Below are 20351 nucleotides of genomic sequence, written 5' to 3' on the forward strand. Positions count from 1 at the left end.
GCGGAACGCGTCATCCGGCCTTGGTTTCCCCGCCACCGTGCCAGTCGATCCAGGCGCCATAGGCGTGACAGGTCGCCAGATGCCGCGGGCGGCCGTCCGGCCAGCAGGTCAGCGTCAGGTGAACCGCGTCCCGTGCCTGTGTCCATTCGAAGCCGATGCGGGCAAGAGGACGATCCGCGGTCGCGCGGCGCCCGTGACCCGCGATCAGATCATCGACCTGCGCGCGCGCCGGTTCGTCCAAATATTGCAAGGCCATGGAGTGGAAGACGACGCGGCAGACGCCGGCCGCTTGCGGTTCGGCGAGGCGGCGAGGCAGCCAGTCCGCGATGTCGCCGTGGTCGACCCGGGGTGGATCGGTCCGTGCCATGTCGAGCGCGTGGCCGAGGCGTGCGGCCCGGTCCGCCTGATCCGCCCAGACGTGCGCCATCAGCCGCTCGCGGGCGTCCGCGTCGCGCGGATCGAGCGGATGCCGGTCGACCCCCCGCGCTCCGACGATCGCGACGGGACACGCGGGCGGGGTGCCGCCGTGCCATGCGGGTGCGATCCGGACAGCGGACAGGGGATCGCCCGCCGTCACGCCGCCCAGGTCATAGGAATATCGCGCGAGGGTCAGATTGAGGCCGGCACTGCTGCCGAGTTCGAGCAGTTCGCACGGCATGTCGTGCGCGTCGCGCAGCACCATGAGCGCCGCCATGATCGCGGCGGCGCGACCGACCTCGTTGGTCTGCGGCGTTTCGCGCATCCACCCCGCGATGAACGCGTCGGCGGCCGCGAGCGCTTCGCCGATGACGCGATCGGCATCGCCCCAGCGTGCGGCGTAGAACGCCGACAGCGCGGGCATCGTGCCGCGTAGGGCCAGCGCATGCAGCGCCGCGTTCAGCCGCATCGCCAGCGCATCCGAAGCGGTGTCGCGCGGCCAACCGGCGATGAGCGCTGCCGTGCGCGGCGCGCGATGAATCTGCCGCGCGCAGGTTTCGAGCACGGTGGCGACGAAGGGCGATCCCATCGCCGCCACCGCCGCGGCCTGCCGTGTCAACGGGATCGCGGCGGCGGCAGCATCGGTCGCAGAATCGTCCATCGCCGTCGTCACGTGCGCGTCAGAACACATCCCAATCGCCATTGGCCCAATCGCCATTGGCAACGCGACGTGCCGGCTGGGCGCTGCGAACGGGCGGCGCGAGGCGCGCGTGCCGAGTGACCGGCGCTGCCGCCGGCATTTCGTCGACGACGAAGGTCGCCACCGAGGCGGCGAGCGCTTCCGCTTCCTCGACGAGACGTCGCGATGCGGCCGAGGTTTCCTCGACCATCGCGGCATTCTGCTGCGTCATGCCGTCCATCTCGCCGATCGCCACGTTGATCTGGCCAAGGCTCGTCGCCTGATGATCCGACGAGCGGGCGATGGCCTCCACCGCCGCGCTGACGGCGGCGACCCGTTCGATGATCCGGGCCAGCGCCTGGCCGGTCTGGTCGACCAGCGCGACGCCCGCCTTCACATGGGTGGAGGCGGCGCCGACGCGCGTCTTCACTTCCGTCGCGGCATCAGCGGAGCGCTGGGCAAGGGCGCGAACCTCGCTGGCGACGACGGCAAAACCCTTGCCGGCCTCTCCCGCCCGGGCGGCTTCGACGCCGGCGTTGAGCGCGAGAAGGTTGGTTTGAAAGGCGATGCCGTCGATCAGGCTGATGATCGCGGCGATCTCGTTGCTGGCCTGTTCGATGCCGTTCATCGCCCCGATCGCCTCGCGCACGATGTTTCCGCCATGCTGCGCTTCGTCGTGCGCCTGCGCCATGGCGGTGCTCGCCTGCGTCGCGGCGCCGGCATCGTCCCGGATCGAGCGGGTCACCTCGTCCAGCGCGGCCGCCGATTCCTGCAAGGCGGCAGCCTGTTGCTCGGTACGCTGCGCGAGATCGAGGGCGGCATGATGGATCTCGCCCGAATTCAGCTTGATCGTGCGCACGCTGTGGCTGACGTCGCCCAGCACGCGCGACAGGCTCTGGGTCGCGCTGTTGAAGTCGTCGGACAGGCTGCGGAAGGCGACGGGTACGTCGGTTATCCGCGCGGTGAGATCCGCGTCCGACAGGCGATGCAGCGCGCCGCCGATCGCGGTCATCGCCTTTGCACGATCGGCGTCATCGGCGACCTTCGCGGCGGCCGTGTCGCGGAACACTTCGACGGCGCGTCCCATGTCACCCAGTTCGTCCGCCCGCGTCGCCGCCTCGACGGCGATGTCGTGCCGCCCGGCGGCGAGCGTCGCCATCGCCTGCGTCAGCGTGGTGATCGGGCGCGCGATCTGGCGGCTCAGCAGCATGGACAGGCTGATCGCGACGCCGATCAGCGCGATGCCGCCGACGGCGAGCGCCACCAGCGAGGCCAGGATGGCACTGTCCTGACGCGCTGCATTGCGCGCCATGCGCTCGGTCTCCGTAGAGCGCAGATCGCGCAGCGGCAGCGCGACCTTGCTGACCAGCACCGCTGCGCCGGCTCCGCGTACCGCCGCCTGCGCGTCTTCACGCCGGCCAGCCTTGACCCAGCCGATCAGCCGGTCGCCCCAGTTGCTGCGCCATTTGTGCGTCTCGGCGACCGCCTCGCGCACCTGGGCCAGTTGGACGGGATCGGTCAGCATCCGCTGGAGTTCGACTGCAGTCTGATCGAACTCGGTGCGGCCCTCGTCGTAGGACTTCAGGTAGCTGGGATCCGCCGTCACCAGAAAGCCACGGAACTGGCTGTTCTGGCGCAGGATTGCGGTCTCTAGCGTCAGCGCCTTTGCATAGATGGTCTGGCTGACGTTGTTCTGCTCGGTGGTGCGGTCGATCATCAGGATGGTGCCGAGCAGCACCAGCATGACGATCGCCGCCGAGGCGTTGATCGCGAGGAAGGAAAGGCCGAGCTTGCGCGGGATCTTCATGGGATCAGCGATGTCCGTTCTGGAAGGTCGGGATCAGAAGCGCGAGCGCAGCGTCACGCCGTAGGTCCGCGGTTCGGCAAGGAACGAGGCGAAAATCGCATTGCCGGCCGCATAGGTCGGCGAGCCGAACCGGGCGACCTGCGACAGGCTTCCGGCTCCCTGGAACGGCGCTGAAAAGGCGACCTGCTGGTAGTTGGTGTTGAGGATGTTCTGACCCCAGAACTCGATCGCCCAGCGCTGATCGCGGCCGCGGATGCCGACGCGGGCGTTGACCAGGACGTAGCCGTCCTGGATCTTCTCCGCGAACAGATCGGAGCCGGTGTTGTAGTCGCTCGTCATGCGCCCATCGGCATAAAAGAGCGCGGTGAGCCCGTTCGATCCGATCCGCGGGGTGAAGGTCGCAGAGGTGGTGACCGTGTGGCGCGGCGCGTTCGACATCTGGCTGCCGGGCAGAAGGAAGAGCGCGTTGTTGAGCGCCTCGCCGGCGTCGCTGCCGACCAGATCGTTGCGATATTGCGTGTGCGCGTAGGTGTAGCCCAGGTTGAAGGCGAGGTCGGGGGCGGGATAAGCACCCGCCTCGAGCTCGAAGCCCTGCGTGACGACGCCGGCCTTCACCTTGCCGGTGCAGGCGCCGGTCGCCGCCGAATCGTCCTGATCCGCACCGTTGAGCGGCGTGCTGCACGACCCGATGTTCTGGACGATATAATTCGTGCCGTTGAAGGTGTTGAGCTGGAAGTTCTTGAATGCCGAGCGGAAGGCGGCAAGGTTCGCGGTGAACTTCGGCGTCGCGTATTTGATGCCGACCTCGAACGCCTGGACCGTCTCGGGATCGAAGCGCAGGTTGCTGGCGCTCGACGCGGTCGGCGTCGCGAACACGGTGGCCGACAGGTCCGACCGGTCGAGATTGTAGCCGCCCGCCTTGTAGCCGCGGGCGTAGGACGCATAGAGCAGCGTGCTGGGCGCCGGCTTCCACGACAGGACGCCGGTTCCGGTGAACTGGCCCTCGCGGATCGAGTCCTTGATGGGCACGCCGGTCAGCGCCGACGTCGAGTTGCCGGTGCAGGTCAGCGTGATGATCCCGCCGATCAGCGGCTTCAGCGCCGCGGGCACCGCCGCGCTGGCGAGCAGCGGGCTGAGCGCCGCCTGCTGCGCCGGGCACACCGTGTTGTTGTTGTTGAAGCTGGCGTTCAGCGACTTGTGCTCGTTGGTGTAGCGCAGGCCGCCGGTCACGCTGAGCGTGTCGGTGATCTTGAAGATGTTGTGCGTGAAGAAGGCGTAGTTGCTGCTCGTCTGATCGTAGACGTCGCGCAGGCTGCCGACATTGTTGACGGTGCTGAGCCGGTCGATGCCGGCGACGACGGCCGCGCCGACGCCCGCGGTGATCGCCTGCCGTCCGGTCGCGCCGCCTAGCGCAGCCACCGGCGTGCTGCCCAGGCAGCCCGGATTGGCGGGATTGCGCAGCGCGGCGAGCGGGTTGATCGTCGCGACGATGCGGCAGGCGGCGAAGGCGCCGTATTGCGAGCCGAACTTGAGGTTGTCGACGACCTCCAGATTCTCGTGGGCGTAATAGCCGCCGACCAGCCAGTCGAGCCGGTTGTTGAACAGGCCGCCGCTGAGCCGCGTTTCCTGCGTGAAGGTGTGGAACTGGCGATAGGCATTGCCGTCGTTCGGGCGATAGCCGATGTCGACATTGCCATAGTCGATGTCCGCAGCGCCCCCGGCCTTGTATTCGCGATAGGCGGTGATCGAGATCAGCTGGACCTGACCGATGTTCCAGCCGATGCGCGCGGAGCCGCCATAATCCTTCGTCACGTTGGCGTAGGCACGACCGGGCGTGTTCGCGATCTGGCGGTTGTAGGGATCGCCCGCGCTCGGCAGCACGCCGCCGAGGCTCTGCAGGATCTGGACGATGCGATTGCCGTTGGGGTTGACCGTGAAGTCGCCGGGAACGCCGGGCGTCGGGTCCAGCTTCTCGCGCGTGTCGATATAGACGGCGCCGCAGCACTTCTCGTTGCGATAGGTATAGTCGCCGATCAGGCGGACCGAGAAGGTCGACGAAGGCTTGTAGAAGAGCTGTCCGCGGACGAAATAGCGGTTGCGGTCGTTATAGTCGGTGTTGTTCGTGACGTCATGGTAGAAGCCGTCGCGCTTGCCGAACACGCCGTCGATCCGGAAGGCGAGCTTGTCCTTGACGATCGGGCCGGTAAGCGCACCCGCCAGGCGGACGGCGTTATAGTTGCCGTAGCTGGCCTCGCCATAGCCGCCGAAGTCGAAGGACGGATATTTGGTGTAGATGCTGATCGCGCCGGCGGATGAGTTGCGGCCGGACAGCGTCCCCTGCGGGCCGCGGAGCACCTCGATCCGCTCGACCTCGCCCAGGTCGTTGAGGCCGGAGCCGGTGCGGCTGCGATAGACGCCGTCGATGAACACCGCGACCGAGCTTTCCAGGCCCGGATTGTCGCCGACGGTACCGATGCCGCGCAGGCGCGCGGTGGCGTTGGCCTCGGAGCCGGTCGACGAAACGATAAGCGAGGGGGCGAGCTGCGCCATCTGGCGGATGTCGGTCGCACCGGAATTCTGCAGGGCCGCGGTGCCGTAGGCGCTGACGGCGATCGGCACGTTCGACAGCCGCTCGGACCGCCGCGTCGCCGTGACGATGATGTCGGACGTGTTCTTCGAGACCGCTTCGGCCTTCGCCTTGTCCTTGTCCGTCTCCTTGCCCGTCGGCAGCGTTCCGCGCAGACCCTGCGCGCTCGCCGGCGCCACGAATGCCGCACATGCCGTCGCCGCGAGCAAATACCCCCACTTACGCATCAATCTAGCCCCACCCCTGGTTCGGTTGTCATTTCGGGGTCGGATTTGAAGGGAAATTGCTCAAAAACGCGTTAACTGCGGGTACGGAAAGCGCGACTTTCTCCTAAAATGCTCCATTTCGGAGGTTTTTTCGCTCAACCACCTGTCAGGCGGTACAGGCCGGCGCCGTGCGACGCGATCCGTCGTTCGACCCTGCCATCCGCCATGCCGTCGTCGCGACGGGCCCACAGGTCGCGCACCGCCGCCCGCCGCATGCCGAGGGCGGCCAGCGGCAGGGTGATCTCGCGCGCATCCTTGCCCGTGTTGAACAGCGCCAGATAGGTGTCGCCGTTCGGCGCCCTGGCCGACCAGATGCGCGTATAATCCTCGACGAAATGGGGCCGGTTGGCGTGCGAGGCCTGGTTCACCGCGATCACTTCCGGGTTGGTCAGCAAGGCGGTCGTCGCCGCGTCGAGGTGGCGAAGGTCGCCTCCCATGATCAGTGGCGAGCGCGCGATCGACCACAGGGTCATCACCGTGCGCTGCTCGTCGGGGGTGAAGCGGGTGTCGCGCTGTCCCATCGCCAGCCGGCCGAGCGGCAGCATGTCCGCGTCGGGCCAGCGGCCGTCGCCCATATAGGGGTTCCAGTTCTCCAGCCGGACGAACTGCGCCTCCAGCAGGCTCCAGTCGTCCCAGAAATCGTCGGAGATGCGCCACATCTGCGCATGGCGGCGGGCGTGGTCGCCGCGCACCACCGGGGTTTCGCCGGGCGACATGCTGAGGATCATCGGCCGCCCGCTACGGTCGATCGCGCGGGCGATCGCCTCGATCTCCGGCGCGTGCGCGTCATAGGGACGGCTGAGATCGTCGACCTTGACGAAATCGACGCCCCAGCGGGCATATTCGGCGAAGACGCCGTCGTAATAGGCCTGGGCGCCCGGCTTGGTCATGTCGACGCCGTACATGTCGACGTTCCACGAGCAGGTGCTCGACGTGTCGGCGATGTCGCGCGCGCGATAGCCGGTGCCGAACACCGGCAGGTTCGCCGCCACCGCCGCGCGCGGGATGCCCCGCATGCGATGGATACCGAAGCGCAGCCCCATCGCATGGATGTCACGCGCCAGGCGCGCGAAGCCCGTGCCGCCCGCGGCCGAAGGGAAGCGCACGGGGTCGGGCTGGAACCGGCCGAAGCCGTCCATCACCGGCACGATATCGGCGTTGTAGGCATAGCCCTTTGCGCGCGGGTCATACCATTGATGATCGATCGTGAAGATGTCGTAGCCGGCGGGGCGAAGCACGCGCGCCATGATCGCGGCCGTGTCGCGCGCCTGCGCCTCGGTGATGGTAACGGCAAAGCTGTTCCAGCTGTTCCACCCCATCGGCGGCGTCGGCGCCAGGGGTCGCGCGGCGGTCGCCGCCCCAGACGCGGACGCGAGCGTGGGCAGGGCGGGGGTCGCGGCTATCCCGCCCAGCAGCGTGCGACGAGACATAGCAGCCATCGGATTCGCTCCCCCGTCGCCAATTGGCATCGTTATGTCTGACTATATCTCGCGCCATCGCGGGGTCAATCGCGCGCGGTGACGCGTCAGGGGAGGGAAACCGTCGCGATGGCCCCCGGTGCATCGGCCAGCCGGATGTAGAGCACGTGGCCGGTGGGTCTGGGCACGGCGACCGAGCTGCCGACGAAGCCGGGCGGCAGCGCCACCGCCTTTGCGAGGTCGGGCGTATCGCCGACCGCGGTGACGAGGAACAGGTCGCGCCCGGCCAGCGTGCACTCGCCGGTGGAGTCCGGACAGGATAGGCCGGTCAGGACCGGCAGTCGCACGGTCTGGACGAGCGGCTGCCAATCCCCCGTCGCATCCCCCCGCCGTACGCGGTAGCGCAGCGCCCCCGAAGCCGTGGCGCCGAGGAGCGATCGCGGCACGAAGCGGGCCACGGCGATATCGTCGCCGACCCGCTGGATCGCACCCGACGCGGCAGTCAGCGTCGCGGCGGCGTCGTCCGACGCGACCTCGATCGCATCCTCGGCCGACGTGCCCGCGGCCAGGCGGAGCGACACGGCGAGCGTGCCGTCCACCGGCATGACGCCATCGGGCAGCACGATCGGCAGCGTCGCAGGCTGGGCCGGCGCGGTCACCGCGCGGTGGACGATCGTCGCGGCGGGGCGCGCCGGGGCGATGATCGCGGCGACGCTGGCGGAGCGGCCGTCCCGCAGCCGGACCAGGGCGGTCCGCGCGTCGGTCGCCGCCGGGACCCCGTCTGCGACGAGGTCCAGGCGATCGCCGCGGTCCCCGCGCGTGAGCGTGGTCGCGACGAAATGTCGCCCGCCCAGTTCGAGCGACGCAACCTGGTCGAGCCTGGTGCCCTCCAGCACGCCAGCCCGGTCGCCCTGATGGATGGAGAAACGATCGAGCCGGCTCGCCTCGGCACGGGCGGTCAGCGTGATGGTGTCGGGCGCCGTGGTGCCGAAGCGGGTGATCGCCAGCGACAGCGTGCCCGGCTTCGCACCGGCGAGCGGCAGCTGCGCCTCGGCCCGATCGGGCGCGACGGCCTTCCACAGCACGGGTCGCGTCTCGCCGTCGGCAAGCCTCAGCGTCGCTTGCGATACGCAGGCGGAGGACTCGCCGGTCAGCACCAGCGGCTGTTCGCGTCCGACGACGACAGCGGCATCGGGGCGCGGCGTCCATGTGCCATCGCCGCCATATTGAACGGGGAGGCGCGGCCCCGTGAACGGGTCAAATCCCCACTCGCCCCGCAACACCGCCTGGCGGATCGGCCCGGACACCGGCAGCGCAGTGCCCGGCGCGAGGCGGATGCCGCCGCCTTCCGCGTCCGGCACGACCGGCAAGTCGGTAGTGCGGCCGCCGTCGCCGACGAGGTGCAGCCGGAGATCGCGCGCATATCGCGTGGCGAAGAGCAGCGACGCGTCGTCGATCGGCATGACGAGGTCCGGCCGCGCGAGGCACACCGGCGCGGCCGTGCCCGCGCGCCAGATCGGCGCTGGCGCCGCACCGATCGGCGGCATCGGCACGACCAGCACCGAGCGCGGGTTCTGGAACGAAGGCGCGCTGTTGAGCAGAAGATGGGTTGCCTCGCCGCGTCCGAGCGCCAGAGTCGGCAGATACTGGTATTGCGCGCTGCGGAACGCCCCGAACAGCTTCGCCACGTCGCGCACAAGGCCGATATAGGGACTGTAATAGCCGGCGCCCCCCTCGGGCGTGGCCGCGACCTGATAGGCGAGGTCGACGGGTGCGCCGGTCAGCGTGTCGGTCAGCGTCGCGCCGCGCTGGGCGTTGAGGACGAGGTCGTCGCGGTTCTGCGTCAGGCATTCCGCCTGCTGGTCGCGCGGCCTGGCGAGACAGTCGGCGTTGAACTTGATGCGCAGCATGTTGGCGAGCACCGGCGCCGCCTTGCCCAGCCGTTCGGGGTCCGCATCGCCGATCCTGCCGATCGCGTCGACGAAGGTGTCGAGCCGGGCGCGGTCGAGCGAAGCCTGGTACAGATCCTGCGCCGCGCGAACGAAGATGCCGGGGCGGCCGCGCACCGCGTCGCGCACCGCGTCGAAGCCGCCGCCAGCCTGCGGTGCGAGCAGCAGCACCGCCTGGCGCGCGCCCTCCGGCACCGCGATATCGAGCACGTTCTTCTTCCGCCGCCAGCTCTCCACCGCATAGAACCAGTCCTTTGGCGGCGGGTTCGTCGCGCCGCGCAGGAAGGCGACCATCAGAACGTAATGTGCGGACTGATCGGCCGGCAGCAGCGCCCGCGCGACGAGGCGGTCGCCGGGCTGGAGGGAGGGCACCTGCGGTAGCGGCAGCGAGCGGCCACCCCGGTGCACGGTGACGGCGACGTCCGGACCGGCCAGATCGAAGCTGTTCCCCTGCGCGCTCGCCGCGACGGGCGCAACGAAGAGGGCGGCGGGCAGGGCGACGGACGCGAGGACACGGACGAGCGAGCGGACCATGGCCGCGGTTCATAGGCGGCGAACCGGGGCAGGGCCATGGCGGGATGATGACAAAGACGTCCTCGGCACGCCATGTTTGGCCATCGACGGCCTACCGGCCGTGCAGCGCCGCCAGCGCGATGCCTGCGAGATTTTGCGTGCGCTTGACGTAGCGCAGGCGCCATCGGCCACCCAGGGCATGATAGGCCGCCTGATGGTGGCGATAGGCCGGCGGGCAGCGCACGTCGCCATTCGCCTGAGCGATCACCGCAGCAGCATCGCCCAGCAGGACCACCTTTTCCCATTGGCGCGCCCCGGCCAGCGACGCCGCGGCGAGCAGCGCGAGCCATTCGGCGTCCATGCTGGTACCGGGGCCGAGGTCGCATCGGATGTGGCTTTCCCCCGCCGCGACGACCGCCGTCTCCATGCCGGCGGGCCGCAGGCCACCGTCGAAGAAGATCTTCACGCGACACGCCAGGCGCCGGGGGCGAGGCCGTCGAGCGTCCAATCGCCGATCCGCCAGCGTATCAGCCGCAAGGTCGGATGGCCGACCGCCGCGGTCATCCGACGCACCTGCCGGTTACGCCCCTCCCGGATCGTCAGACGCAGCCAGCAATCGGGAATGGTGGCGCGGACGCGGATCGGTGGCACGCGCGGCCAGAGCGCCGGATCGTCGATCCGCTCGACCTCGGCGGGGCGGGTGGGGCCGTCCTTCAGCATCACGCCGCGACGCAGGGCAGCGAGGGCCGCCGCGTCCGGTTCGCGCTCCACCTGGACGAGGTAGGTCTTGGGCAGCTTGAACTTCGGGTCTGCGATTCGTGCCTGCAGCCGGCCGTCGTCGGTCAGGAGCAACAGTCCCTCGCTGTCGCGGTCGAGCCGTCCCGCCGGATAGACGTTTGGCAGGTCGATATAGTCGGACAGCGTCGCTCGGGTCGTCGCAGCGTTCCGGTCCGTGAACTGGCTGAGCACGTCATAGGGCTTGTTGAACGCGATCAGCGTCATGCCGCCATGCTCGCCGCCACCGCCTCCGCCACCTTGATGCCGTCGACCGCGGCGGACAGGATGCCGCCCGCATAACCCGCTCCTTCGCCCGCCGGGAACAGGCCGATCGTGTTGACGCTCTGGAAGTCGTCGCCGCGGGTGAAGCGAACGGGGGAGGAGGTGCGCGTCTCCACGCCCGTCATCACCACGTCGGGATGATCATAGCCCGCGATCTGGCGACCGAAGACGGGGATCGCTTCGCGCATCGCCGCGATGGCGAAGTCGGGCAGGCAGGCGGCGAGGTCCGTCGGCGTTACGCCGGGGCGGTACGAGGGGACGACGCTGCCCAGGCTCGTCGACGGGCGTCCCGCCAGGAAGTCGCCGACCCGCTGCGCCGGCGCCCGATAGTTCGAGCCGCCCGCGACGAACGCGCGCGACTCCAGGTCCCGTTGCAGCGCCAGACCGGCGAGCGGGTCGCCCGGAAAGTCGCGGGCCGGATCGATCGCGACGACGAAGCCGGAATTGGCATTGCGCTCGTTGCGCGAATACTGGCTCATGCCGTTGGTCGCGACGCGTCCCTCTTCCGAGGTGGCGGCGACGACGGTGCCGCCCGGGCACATGCAGAAGCTGTAGACGGTGCGACCGTTCGAACAATGGTGCGAAATGTGGTATTCGGCCGCGCCCAGGATGCGGTTTCCGGCATCCTGTCCGAACCGTGCGCGGTCGATCCAGCTTTGCGGATGTTCGATCCGCACGCCGATCGAGAAGGGCTTGGCCTCGACGAAGACACCCGCCTGCTGCAGCATCGCGAAGGTGTCGCGGGCGCTATGGCCGATCGCCATGACGACATGGCTCGCCGCCAGATACGATCCGTCGTGCAGGTGCAGCCCACGTACACGCCGCTCGCCGGTGGCGTCGGTGTGGACGTCCAGTCCGTCGACGCGCGTCTGGAAGCGATATTCACCGCCCAGCGCCTCGATGCTTTCGCGCAGGCTCTCGACCATGGTCACCAGGCGAAAGGTGCCGATGTGCGGGTGCGCCTCCGTCAGGATCTCCTCCGGCGCGCCCGCCTTGACGAATTCGGTCAGCACCTTGCGGTTCAGGTGACGGGGATCCTTGATGCGGCTGTACAATTTGCCGTCGGAGAAGGTGCCGGCACCGCCTTCGCCATATTGCACGTTCGATTCGGGGTTCAGCACGCTCTTGCGCCACAGACCCCAGGTGTCTTTCGTCCGCTCGCGCACCAGCTTGCCCCGCTCGAGCAGGATGGGACGGTAGCCTGACTGGGCGAGGATCAGCGCCGCGAAGAGCCCGCAAGGGCCTGCGCCGATCACGACGGGCCGCTGTGCGCGGGACGGCGGCGGCGCCGGCGGCCGATAGCGGGTATCGGGTGTCGGTCCGACATCGCGGTCGCGGCGGAAGCGTGCGAGCACCGCGCCCTCGTTCTTCACCGCGACGTCGACGGAATAGACGAGCTGGATGTCGGCCTGGTCGCGCGCATCGTGGCCGCGCCGCGCGACGGTGAAGCGGATCAGGTCGCGCGGGGTGATACGAAGCCGGCGGATGATCGCGGCGGGAAGGGCTTCGTCGGCATGGTGCAGGGGCAGCTTGAGTTCGGTCACGCGGATCATGGGGACGCGCCATACATCGGGATCGAACCGCGTGCGATGGGTCAGCGAATGGCGGAGGCAGCGCAGCTGCATCTCGGCCGAACATGCGCCGCAGACCGATGCTCGATCGCTCCATAGGGTCCCGTGTCTCGATACGGAACGTAAGCCTCTGAATAGAAGGCGCGAATTAACCACGAACCCCGGATCCGCAGGGGTGGAATCCGCCATTTAGGGTCGGGTTGTAAGATCGCGGAAAGATTTCAGTCCTTAAAACGAACTTATAGGCAAACGATTGTAGTGGAGGGGTTCATGCAACGTTGTCGGGAAATCGAACTGTTGAAAGATCGGCTCGAAGAGGCGCTCGCGCTCGCAGATGCCTGTGCGCTTTGGACGGCCGCAGCGCATATATCCCATAGTCTCGACCTCATTCCGGCATCGGAATCGCAATTCCGGGGGCGTGTGCCGCTCGTCCTCTGACCGGACACTTTTCCGTGCACCGGTCGGCACGAACCCTGGGGGGGGGTACGCGCCCGCTGCTGCGCGGACGGGGATCGCCCTAGCGGCGATCCCCGGGTCTTCCGGTCGACCCGCGAACGACCAAGGTCGCCGAGAAGATCACGGGATCAGGGGAGGTGGGGCGACCTGCCTTTTCGGCGATCACCAGTTCGACGGCGCGCGCGGTCATGTCGGCGATCGGCTGGACAATCGCCGTCAGGGGCGGCCTGACGAAGCGCACGATGGGGGTGTCGTCGAAGCTGACCACCGACAGCGCGTCGGGAACGGCGAGGCCGCGCTCCCGCGCCACCTCCATCGTCGCCAGCGCCATCTGGTCGTTGCTGGCGATGATCGCCGTCGGGGGATCGGCCGAGGCGAGCAGCCCGGTCGCTGCCTCGCGACCTGAGGCGTAACCGAAGTCGCCGCGCAGCAGCAGGCTTTCCGTCTCGAGACCGGCCGCCGCCATCGCGGCCTGCCAGCCGTCGATTCGCCACCCGCTCAGTTCATAGTCGGGCGGTCCCGCAATGAAGCCGATGCGGCGATGGCCCAGCGCCAGCAGATGTTCCGTCGCCAGGCGCGCGGCACCGGCGTCGTCCATCGCCACCGCAAAGCCCGGACCCGGCTTGGGCGAGCCGATGCGGGCGAAGCTGATCCCCTGCGCCTCGAGCAGGTCGGTGATCTGCGGATTGTCCGAATGCGGCGGTGTCAGGATGACGCCATCGGGCTGCAGCGCGGCGATCGCGCCCATCAGTTCGCGCGCGATATGGTCGCTGTGCGTGTCGACGAGTTCGACGATCAGCCGATAGCCGTGGTCAGCGCAGGTCAGCATGCCGCCCAGCATCATCTGGTCGACCCAGTCCGCACCCTGCCGGTTGCGCCAGTCGGCGATGGTGCGATCGCGGTCGTTGAGCGCGACGATCAGATAGGAACGCGATCCGCCCATGCGCTGTGCGGCGATCGACGGCACGTAGCCGAGCTTGTCGATCGACGCGCGCACCCGATCCATCATCTCGGGCCGGACGTTTGGCTCCTTGTTGATGACGCGGCTGACGGTCTGAAGCGAGACGCCGGCATCGGCGGCGACGTGGCGGATGGTCACCGCCTGGCGACGCCGCGGCATCAGGCGGGTGCCGCGCCGCAATAGCGCGATACATAGGCGGCGTGCTGCGGCAGGCCGCGTACGGTCGCCTCCACGCCCTGCCGCAATCCGTCGAGGAAGTTGGCGAGCTCGTCGTCGGGCAGCTTGGCGGCGATCGGGTGATGGGTGAGCGGCGTCAGACCCTGGCCGAGCATGACCTGGATCCAGCTGTTCTCCGCGAACAGCTCGTCGTTGCGGCGGAAGACGCGCCCCGTCTCGCGGAACAGGCCGATCTTCTGCGCGAGGCTGTCGGGGATATCCATCGCCGCGCACTGCCGCCAGAAGGCGGAATCGCGGCGCTCGGTGACCTTGTAATGGAGGATCAGGAAGTCGCGGATCTGCTCCATGTCGGTCAGTTGCTGGTCGTTGAACTCGGCGATGTCGTGCGCGGATATCGGCCCGGGCGGCAGAAGCCGGATCAGGCGCAGGATCGCGCGCTGGATCAGATGGATGCTCGTCGATTCCAGCGGCTCCATGAAGCCGCCGGCAAGGCCGATCGCGATACAGTTGCGATGCCATTGCTTCCGCCGCGCGCCGGTGACGAAGCGCAGACGGTTGGGTTCGGTCAGTACATTGCCCTCGACATTGCCGAGCAGGCGGTCCAGCGCGGCGTCCTGCGTCAGGTAGCGGCTGCAATAGACGATGCCGTTGCCGACGCGGTGCTGCAGCGGGATACGCCATTGCCAGCCGGCGTCATGCGCCATGGCGCGCGTGTAGGGAACGGGCGGGCGCACGCTCCCGGTCTGCACGGCGATTGCGGCGTCGCAGGGAAGCCAGTGCGTCCAGTCGTCGTACCCGACGTGCAGCGCCTGTTCGATCAGCAGCGCGCGAAAGCCCGTGCAGTCGAGGAACAGGTCGCCGGCAACCCGCTGGCCGTCATCGAGCACGAGCGCCGCGATATCGCCACTCTCGCCGTCGAGCTCGACCCGCGCGATGCGGCCCTCGATCCGGGTGGCGCCGTCGCCCTCCGCCATCTTGCGCAAAAAGCGGCCGTAGAGCGTCGAATCGAGCTGATAGGCGTAGCTCATCCGGTCGTCGGGCAGGTGCGCGAACTTGCCCTCGCGCGCGGCGATCAACTCCAGGCAATAGTCGTCGTAAGACTGGTCGTAGCCGCGGGCACGCCCCTCGAGCCAGAAATGCTGGAAGCCGGCCGCCCAATGGTCCTTGCCGGTCAGGCCGAAGGCATGGAAATAGCTGTCGTTCGGCCCCTTCCAGCCGTCGAACTGGATGCCCAGCTTGAAGGTCGCCTGCGTGGCGGCCATGAACTCCGCCTCATTGATCCCGAGCAGGCGGTTGAAGGTGATCAACGGCGGGATCGTCGATTCACCGACGCCGACCGTGCCGATGGCGTCGGATTCGACGAGCGTCACGGTCGCCGTCCGCCCGAGTGTTCGGGTCAGTGCGGCCGCCGCCATCCAGCCTGCGGTGCCGCCGCCCGCAACGACGATGCGCCGTGGCGCGATGCGGAGCGGCGCGACGTCGCTCATCGGCTGAGCGCCCGCATGAGATAGCCGCGCAGCCGCGCAGCCAGTTCGGGCGTCATCGGGTCAAGCACCCCGCGGCCGCCCGCCGGGATATGATCCGTGACCGACGCATCGTTGTCGAAGACGTAATAGTCGAACATGTCGCGCCAATGCGCCTTCTCGTCCGCGGGCAGATCGCGGATCGCCATCATCGCGTGGTTGAGGACTTCCTGCGGCTGGCCCATCCATCGCGGCGTGTCGCGCCACCAATAATTGACGAGGACGTTGAAGTCCTCGAGCCCCTCGACATGATGCCACCAGAGGGCGGGGATGTAGAGCGCATCGCCGGGCGCCATCTCCACAACCTGGCCATGCGCCATCGCTTCCGCGAAGCGCGGATGGCGGACGAGGTCGGGATTGCTGAAATCGACCATGCTGACCGCCCGGCCCGCGGGGGTATTGTCGACCGGCCCTAGGTAGAGGTTGCGGAATTGCTCGCGCGGGAAGAGCGTGAAGCGCCGCCGGCCGACCGCCACCACCGCGAGGTTGTTGGGCACATCGTTGTGCGCGGCGATGCGCGTGCGCGTCCCCATCCAGATGCTGGCGAGCGGCTCGCGATCGCCCAGATCGACATGATTGGCGGCGTGCAGCCCCTCGAAATACTGATGCACGTCGATCGAGGCGAGATAGACGACCGGCGCCTCCGGCTTGCCGGCGAAGGCCGCGATGCGCGCGAAGATTTCCGGCAGCTTTGCTTCGAACGTGCGGAAATTCATCGCCATCGCATCGTCGTAGAACAACCGACCGCCGCTGCCCGGCTGACCGACCGAGACGGTGAAGGGTTTGTCGCGGTGATGGGCGAGCAGATAGGCACGGGCCGCGTCCCCGGATCGCCGGCCCGCCTCCACGAGCGGCCAGCCGGCGGCGATCCCGCGCACGACGAACGGCTGCTGTGCCGTGCGCAGCCGGGCGTCGAGTTCGGCGGCGTCGGCGATGGCGACCTCGGCCACCGGCGCAAGACCCGCGAGCGGTCCGGGATCGGCCTCAGCCATGCGCGATCCGCCGGTTCCGCCGCGCCACCAGGTCGCCGAGATGCGCCAGCGAGGCGATCGCCATATAGATGGGCATCAGATGACCGGCGGCGTTGAGTTCGGCGAGGGCCTTGCCATCCAGCGCCGCAAGCTTGTCCTCGTCGATGATGTGGAAGCCGACGAGGCGGTTGCTCGATCCGTCGTCCAGCGTCACTTCCAGCGTGAAGGGTTCGAGCAGGTCGTGGCGCTGCAGGGCGGCGAAAAAGCCGGCGGATGCCCGATATCCCTCGTCGAGCGCGCCGAGCTGTTCGGCGACCTGTTCCAGATAGGGGGTCGGCTGGCCAAGTTCGTCGAACACCCGCGCGCCTTCATCGCCCGTGGCGATGCGGGGGGAGGCTAGGTCGACGTGAACCTGTTTCGCGCCCTCGCCGTCCGGCGCGCCGCCGATCAGGAACGGCTGGATGTCCATGGCCAGCGGGCGGTAGCGCGCGTCCCAGCGCCCGCCCTCGAGATAGAGATTCTCCCCATTCTCGAACCCGAACATGGCAAAGGCGGTGAAGCGGTCGCGCGTGTCGTTGAGGCGGAAGAGGATGGGATATTCGCTTTGCACCGCGCGGAATTCGGTCGGCACGGTGATGCAGCACATCTGGGCGTCGCCGAGGGCGGCGGCGCGGTCGGTACGGATGCGGAGGTTGCGATGTGCCTCCGCCGTCAGGATTGCATGCTGGCTGGTCATCGAACCTGAGTCTCGTGTCTGGGCATCGCTGCGGCAGGCGTGCCGCCGCCGGGCGCAAAAAGCCAGCCTTCTCGTCGAAGGCTGGCCTTAAGCGATGCGTCAGAAGGTGAAGCGCACGCCCGCGGAATAGCGCGCGTCCTGCTTCGTCACGAAGGTTATGTTGCGGTCCGACCGCAGATGCCCGCCGCGATCCTCGCCGAGCACGTTGATCCCCTCCGCAAAGATGGTGATCATCGGGGTGATCGCATAGCTGGCGCTCGCGTCGAGCTGACCGTAGGTGTTGATATAGGTCGGGTTGATGCCCGAACCCGCCAGATATCCCTTGCGCCAGTTGTAGGCGGCGCGGGCATTGATGCCGTATTTGTCGAAGAACAGGACGGCGTTGGCACTATCCGACAGGCCGACGATCGCGAACTGCGATACGGTGGCCGGCAACGCGTTGTTGTACTTCCGGTTACCGTTGACGATCGTGTAGTTCAGGATCGTGCCGAAGCCGGTCTTCCAGAAATTGTGCTGCAGCGCGAATTCGAAGCCGTCGACCGCCGCGGTCTGATTGCTGTTGAACGGCGTCGTAATGACGAAGTTGGCCAGCGGATCGCCAGGACCGGCGAGCAACACGCCGTTCTTGCCGACATAGGCCGGGAAGTTCCGGATATAATAGTTCTGGATGAAGGCGAAGGTACCGTCATATCCCGGCGCGTTGATCGCCGCCTGATAGCGCGGTCCGTTATAGGTCACGCCGTTGATGGTCGTGGTCGGCGAGGCGACGTTAGGGATGGTCGTGTTGATCTGGGTCTGGCCGATGTAATTCGACACGTCCTTGTGGAAATAGCCGACCGAGAAATAGCTGTCCTTAGTGTAATACCATTCGGCCGACAGGTCGATGTTCTTGGACTTGTACGGGATAAGGTTCGGATTGCCGACCGATCCGGTACCGCCGCCGACGCGGAACAGCTGGTCGATCCGCCGACCGCCCTGCAGGCTGCCGTAATCGGCGCGGGTGATCGTGTGGCTGTACGATGCGCGCAGCTTGACGTTTTCCAGCGGGGAGACGTCGAAGTCGACCGCCGGCAGCCAGTTGTGGTAGCTGCCCTTGAAGGTCGTGAAGCCGCTGCCCTGGAACAGCACGTTGAATTCGTTCTGCGAGTTCTGCTGGCCGCCGACGGGCGTCGGGACCAGGGCGCTCGCCGAGACATCGGTATTCTCGTAGCGGACGCCGGCGATCAGGTGACCGGGGCGCGAGAACAGGTCGAACTTGCCGTTGAACTGGAAATAGGGCGCGACGGTCTTCTCGCGCACACGCGAGTCGGTGGTGTAGGGGAGCAGGCACTGCAAATTACCGCCGCACGTCTGATAGGCCTTGTCGGTCAATGCCAGCGCGGTCGGCAGGTCGAAGGTGAAGAACGACTTGATGATGTTCGGGTCGTTCGCGCCGCTGATCCCGGCGAACTTGTCCGGAATGCTGGTCAGCTGGAAGATATTGTCGGGCAGCAGCGCCGCCGCGGCCGCGCGCTGCGCGGGGGTGCTGCCGCCAGCGCCGCCCCAGGTGTCGTTCTGCAGCACGCTATAGGCCGAACGCACCTTGTTGTCGGTATATTCGACGCCCCAGTCCAGGCTGTCCATGAAGCCGTGGCCATTGTCGTAATGGCCGCGGACCTGCACCTGGTTGATCTCGTCGCGGAAGTAGGAATTGCGGAACGCGTTGCCGGTCGGCACGATGTTCGCCGGATTCAGCGCATCGATGCCCGGGTACATGGTGTAGGACAGCACCGGCAGGTCGTGATCGAAATTGATCGTCTGGCTCTGGATGCCGAAGACCGCCGTACCGAACGAGTTGCTGTTGCCGTACGGGCTGTTGGGCTTCGACTCCGCTGTCGAGTGATGCGCGTCCAGCGACATGGTGACGCCACCCGGCGCGTCCCAGGTGATGTTGCCGCCCAGCGACTTGTTCTCGTTGCGCACCGCCGTCTGCGAGGCGGAATAGGCGAGGTCCTTCGTCTCGCCGGCGCCGAACCGCTCGGTGTAGAAGATCGGTCCCGCGACCGGACCGTCGGTCCAGGCGCTGACCGTGTCGTTATGATTGTACCAGATGCCGACGCTGTTATCGCGAATATCGATCGTGTTGCGCGAATAGGTATAGTCGATCGTCGCGGTGACGCTGTCGATCGGACGGAATTGCAGCACCGCCTGGCCGTTGATGCGTTCGCGCCGGCCGTTGACCACGTCGTAGCCGCCGTTCTGCGGCACCTGGTAGACGTCGGTCGCCTTGGGGCGGTTGGTGATGTTGGCGTAGCGCGGGTCGCCCGGCTGCGCGAGCGAACCCCAGTTGTTCTCGTTGCCCAGATAGCCGTCGCGCCACCCGATGTTCGCCTGGTTCGCGCTGAAGTTGCGCCGCTGGTAGGCGCCGGTGATGAGGATGCCGATCCGGTCGTCAGCGAAGGTGTCGGAGATGATGCCCGACACTTCGGGCGTGATGTCCTTGTGGCCGTTCTGCGACGTGTCGATCACGCCGCGCGCCGCGATCGAGCCGCGCAGGCCCGTCTTGTCGAACGGGCGCGGGGTGCGGATGTTGATGGTCGAGCCGATGCCGCCCGACGGTACCGTCGCGCGTCCGGACTTGTAGACCTCGAGCGCCGCGACGCCTTCCGACGCGATATTGGCGAAGTCGAACGAGCGCGATCCTGGCGCGCTGTTGCCGTCGCCGATGAACGAGGTCGGCATCTGCCGCCCGTTGAGCGTGACCAGATTGTATTCGGGGCCGAAACCACGGACCGTGACGAACTGGCCCTCGCCGTTGGAGCGGTCGATCGACACGCCGGTGATGCGCTGCAGCGATTCGGCGAGGTTGGTGTCGGGGAACTTGCCCATGTCCTCGGCGCTAATCGCGTCGACGATACCCTGCGCGTTGCGCTTCAGGTCGATCGACTCGCGCAAGCTGGCGCGGATGCCGGTGACGACGATATCGCCGTCGCCCTGACCGGCGTCGCCGGTCTGCGGCGAGGGTTGCGGATCGGTCTGCGACGGGCCGGGCTGGCCGACGGTCGCCGCCGCATCCTGCGCGCTGGCGGTCGCGGGTATCGCGAGGGCCAGGGTCGATGCACCGATGGCGAAATTCGAAAGCAGGCGAGCACGTACGCTGCGCATGAGATCCTCCCCAATAGACAAAGGCGCGGTTCCGCCGCGCTTCTTGAGAACGTTCACTTCGCGCAACTCAAAACCGCTGTCAAGCCGCGTTTGTGGTTGAGTTACAAAGGTTGTGAA

The 20351-nt window shown here is 67.7% G+C and carries 13 protein-coding genes; all 13 read right to left on the reverse strand.

Features of this window, described 5'->3' with window-relative positions; translation table 11 throughout:
• Window positions 1–10 precede the first annotated feature (10 nt).
• A complete protein-coding gene (locus tag RF701_RS01690; protein ID WP_308813857.1) occupies window positions 11–1108 on the reverse strand; it encodes a DUF2332 family protein in 1098 nt (365 codons plus the stop codon).
• Window positions 1098–2903 (reverse strand): methyl-accepting chemotaxis protein, encoded by a 1806-nt coding sequence (locus RF701_RS01695; RefSeq protein WP_308813858.1) that lies wholly within the window; start codon window positions 2901–2903, stop codon window positions 1098–1100. The genes RF701_RS01690 and RF701_RS01695 overlap by 11 nt, the downstream gene beginning before the upstream one ends.
• Window positions 2904–2936: 33 nt before the next feature.
• On the reverse strand, window positions 2937–5717 hold the full coding sequence (locus RF701_RS01700) for a TonB-dependent receptor domain-containing protein (RefSeq protein WP_308813859.1): 2781 nt from the start codon (window positions 5715–5717) through the stop codon (window positions 2937–2939).
• Window positions 5718–5851: 134 nt separating this feature from the next.
• Window positions 5852–7195 carry a glycoside hydrolase family 27 protein gene (locus tag RF701_RS01705; protein ID WP_374758577.1) on the reverse strand — a complete coding sequence of 448 codons (1344 nt, stop codon included), beginning with the start codon at window positions 7193–7195 and terminating at the stop codon, window positions 5852–5854.
• An 86-nt stretch (window positions 7196–7281) separates the two neighbouring features.
• On the reverse strand, window positions 7282–9657 hold the full coding sequence (locus RF701_RS01710; protein ID WP_308813860.1) for a hypothetical protein: 2376 nt from the start codon (window positions 9655–9657) through the stop codon (window positions 7282–7284).
• Window positions 9658–9748: 91 nt separating this feature from the next.
• Window positions 9749–10102 carry a hypothetical protein gene (locus RF701_RS01715; protein ID WP_308813861.1) on the reverse strand — a complete coding sequence of 118 codons (354 nt, stop codon included), beginning with the start codon at window positions 10100–10102 and terminating at the stop codon, window positions 9749–9751.
• Window positions 10099–10638 (reverse strand): pseudouridine synthase, encoded by a 540-nt coding sequence (locus tag RF701_RS01720; protein WP_210358755.1) that lies wholly within the window; start codon window positions 10636–10638, stop codon window positions 10099–10101. Before RF701_RS01720 ends, RF701_RS01715 begins: the two co-directional genes overlap by 4 nt.
• A complete protein-coding gene (locus RF701_RS01725; protein ID WP_210358756.1) occupies window positions 10635–12248 on the reverse strand; it encodes an NAD(P)/FAD-dependent oxidoreductase in 1614 nt (537 codons plus the stop codon). Before RF701_RS01725 ends, RF701_RS01720 begins: the two co-directional genes overlap by 4 nt.
• Before the next feature lie 535 nt (window positions 12249–12783).
• Window positions 12784–13842, reverse strand: a complete 1059-nt coding sequence (locus RF701_RS01730; protein ID WP_308813862.1) for a LacI family DNA-binding transcriptional regulator — start codon at window positions 13840–13842, stop codon at window positions 12784–12786.
• Window positions 13842–15347: a tryptophan 7-halogenase gene (locus RF701_RS01735; protein WP_308813863.1), complete on the reverse strand. Its 1506-nt coding sequence runs from the start codon at window positions 15345–15347 to the stop codon at window positions 13842–13844. The genes RF701_RS01730 and RF701_RS01735 overlap by 1 nt, the downstream gene beginning before the upstream one ends.
• Complete coding sequence (locus RF701_RS01740) at window positions 15344–16375, reverse strand: cupin-like domain-containing protein (RefSeq protein ID WP_308813864.1); 1032 nt, start codon at window positions 16373–16375, stop codon at window positions 15344–15346. The genes RF701_RS01735 and RF701_RS01740 overlap by 4 nt, the downstream gene beginning before the upstream one ends.
• Window positions 16368–17090: a SapC family protein gene (locus tag RF701_RS01745; RefSeq protein ID WP_203311087.1), complete on the reverse strand. Its 723-nt coding sequence runs from the start codon at window positions 17088–17090 to the stop codon at window positions 16368–16370. The genes RF701_RS01740 and RF701_RS01745 overlap by 8 nt, the downstream gene beginning before the upstream one ends.
• Window positions 17091–17189: 99 nt before the next feature.
• Complete coding sequence (locus tag RF701_RS01750) at window positions 17190–20234, reverse strand: TonB-dependent receptor (RefSeq protein ID WP_308813865.1); 3045 nt, start codon at window positions 20232–20234, stop codon at window positions 17190–17192.
• Between the last annotated feature and the right edge of the window lie 117 nt (window positions 20235–20351).

This window comes from Sphingomonas sp. GV3, from assembly GCF_031082075.1.
GTDB classification, from domain to species: Bacteria; Pseudomonadota; Alphaproteobacteria; order Sphingomonadales; family Sphingomonadaceae; genus Sphingomonas; species Sphingomonas beigongshangi.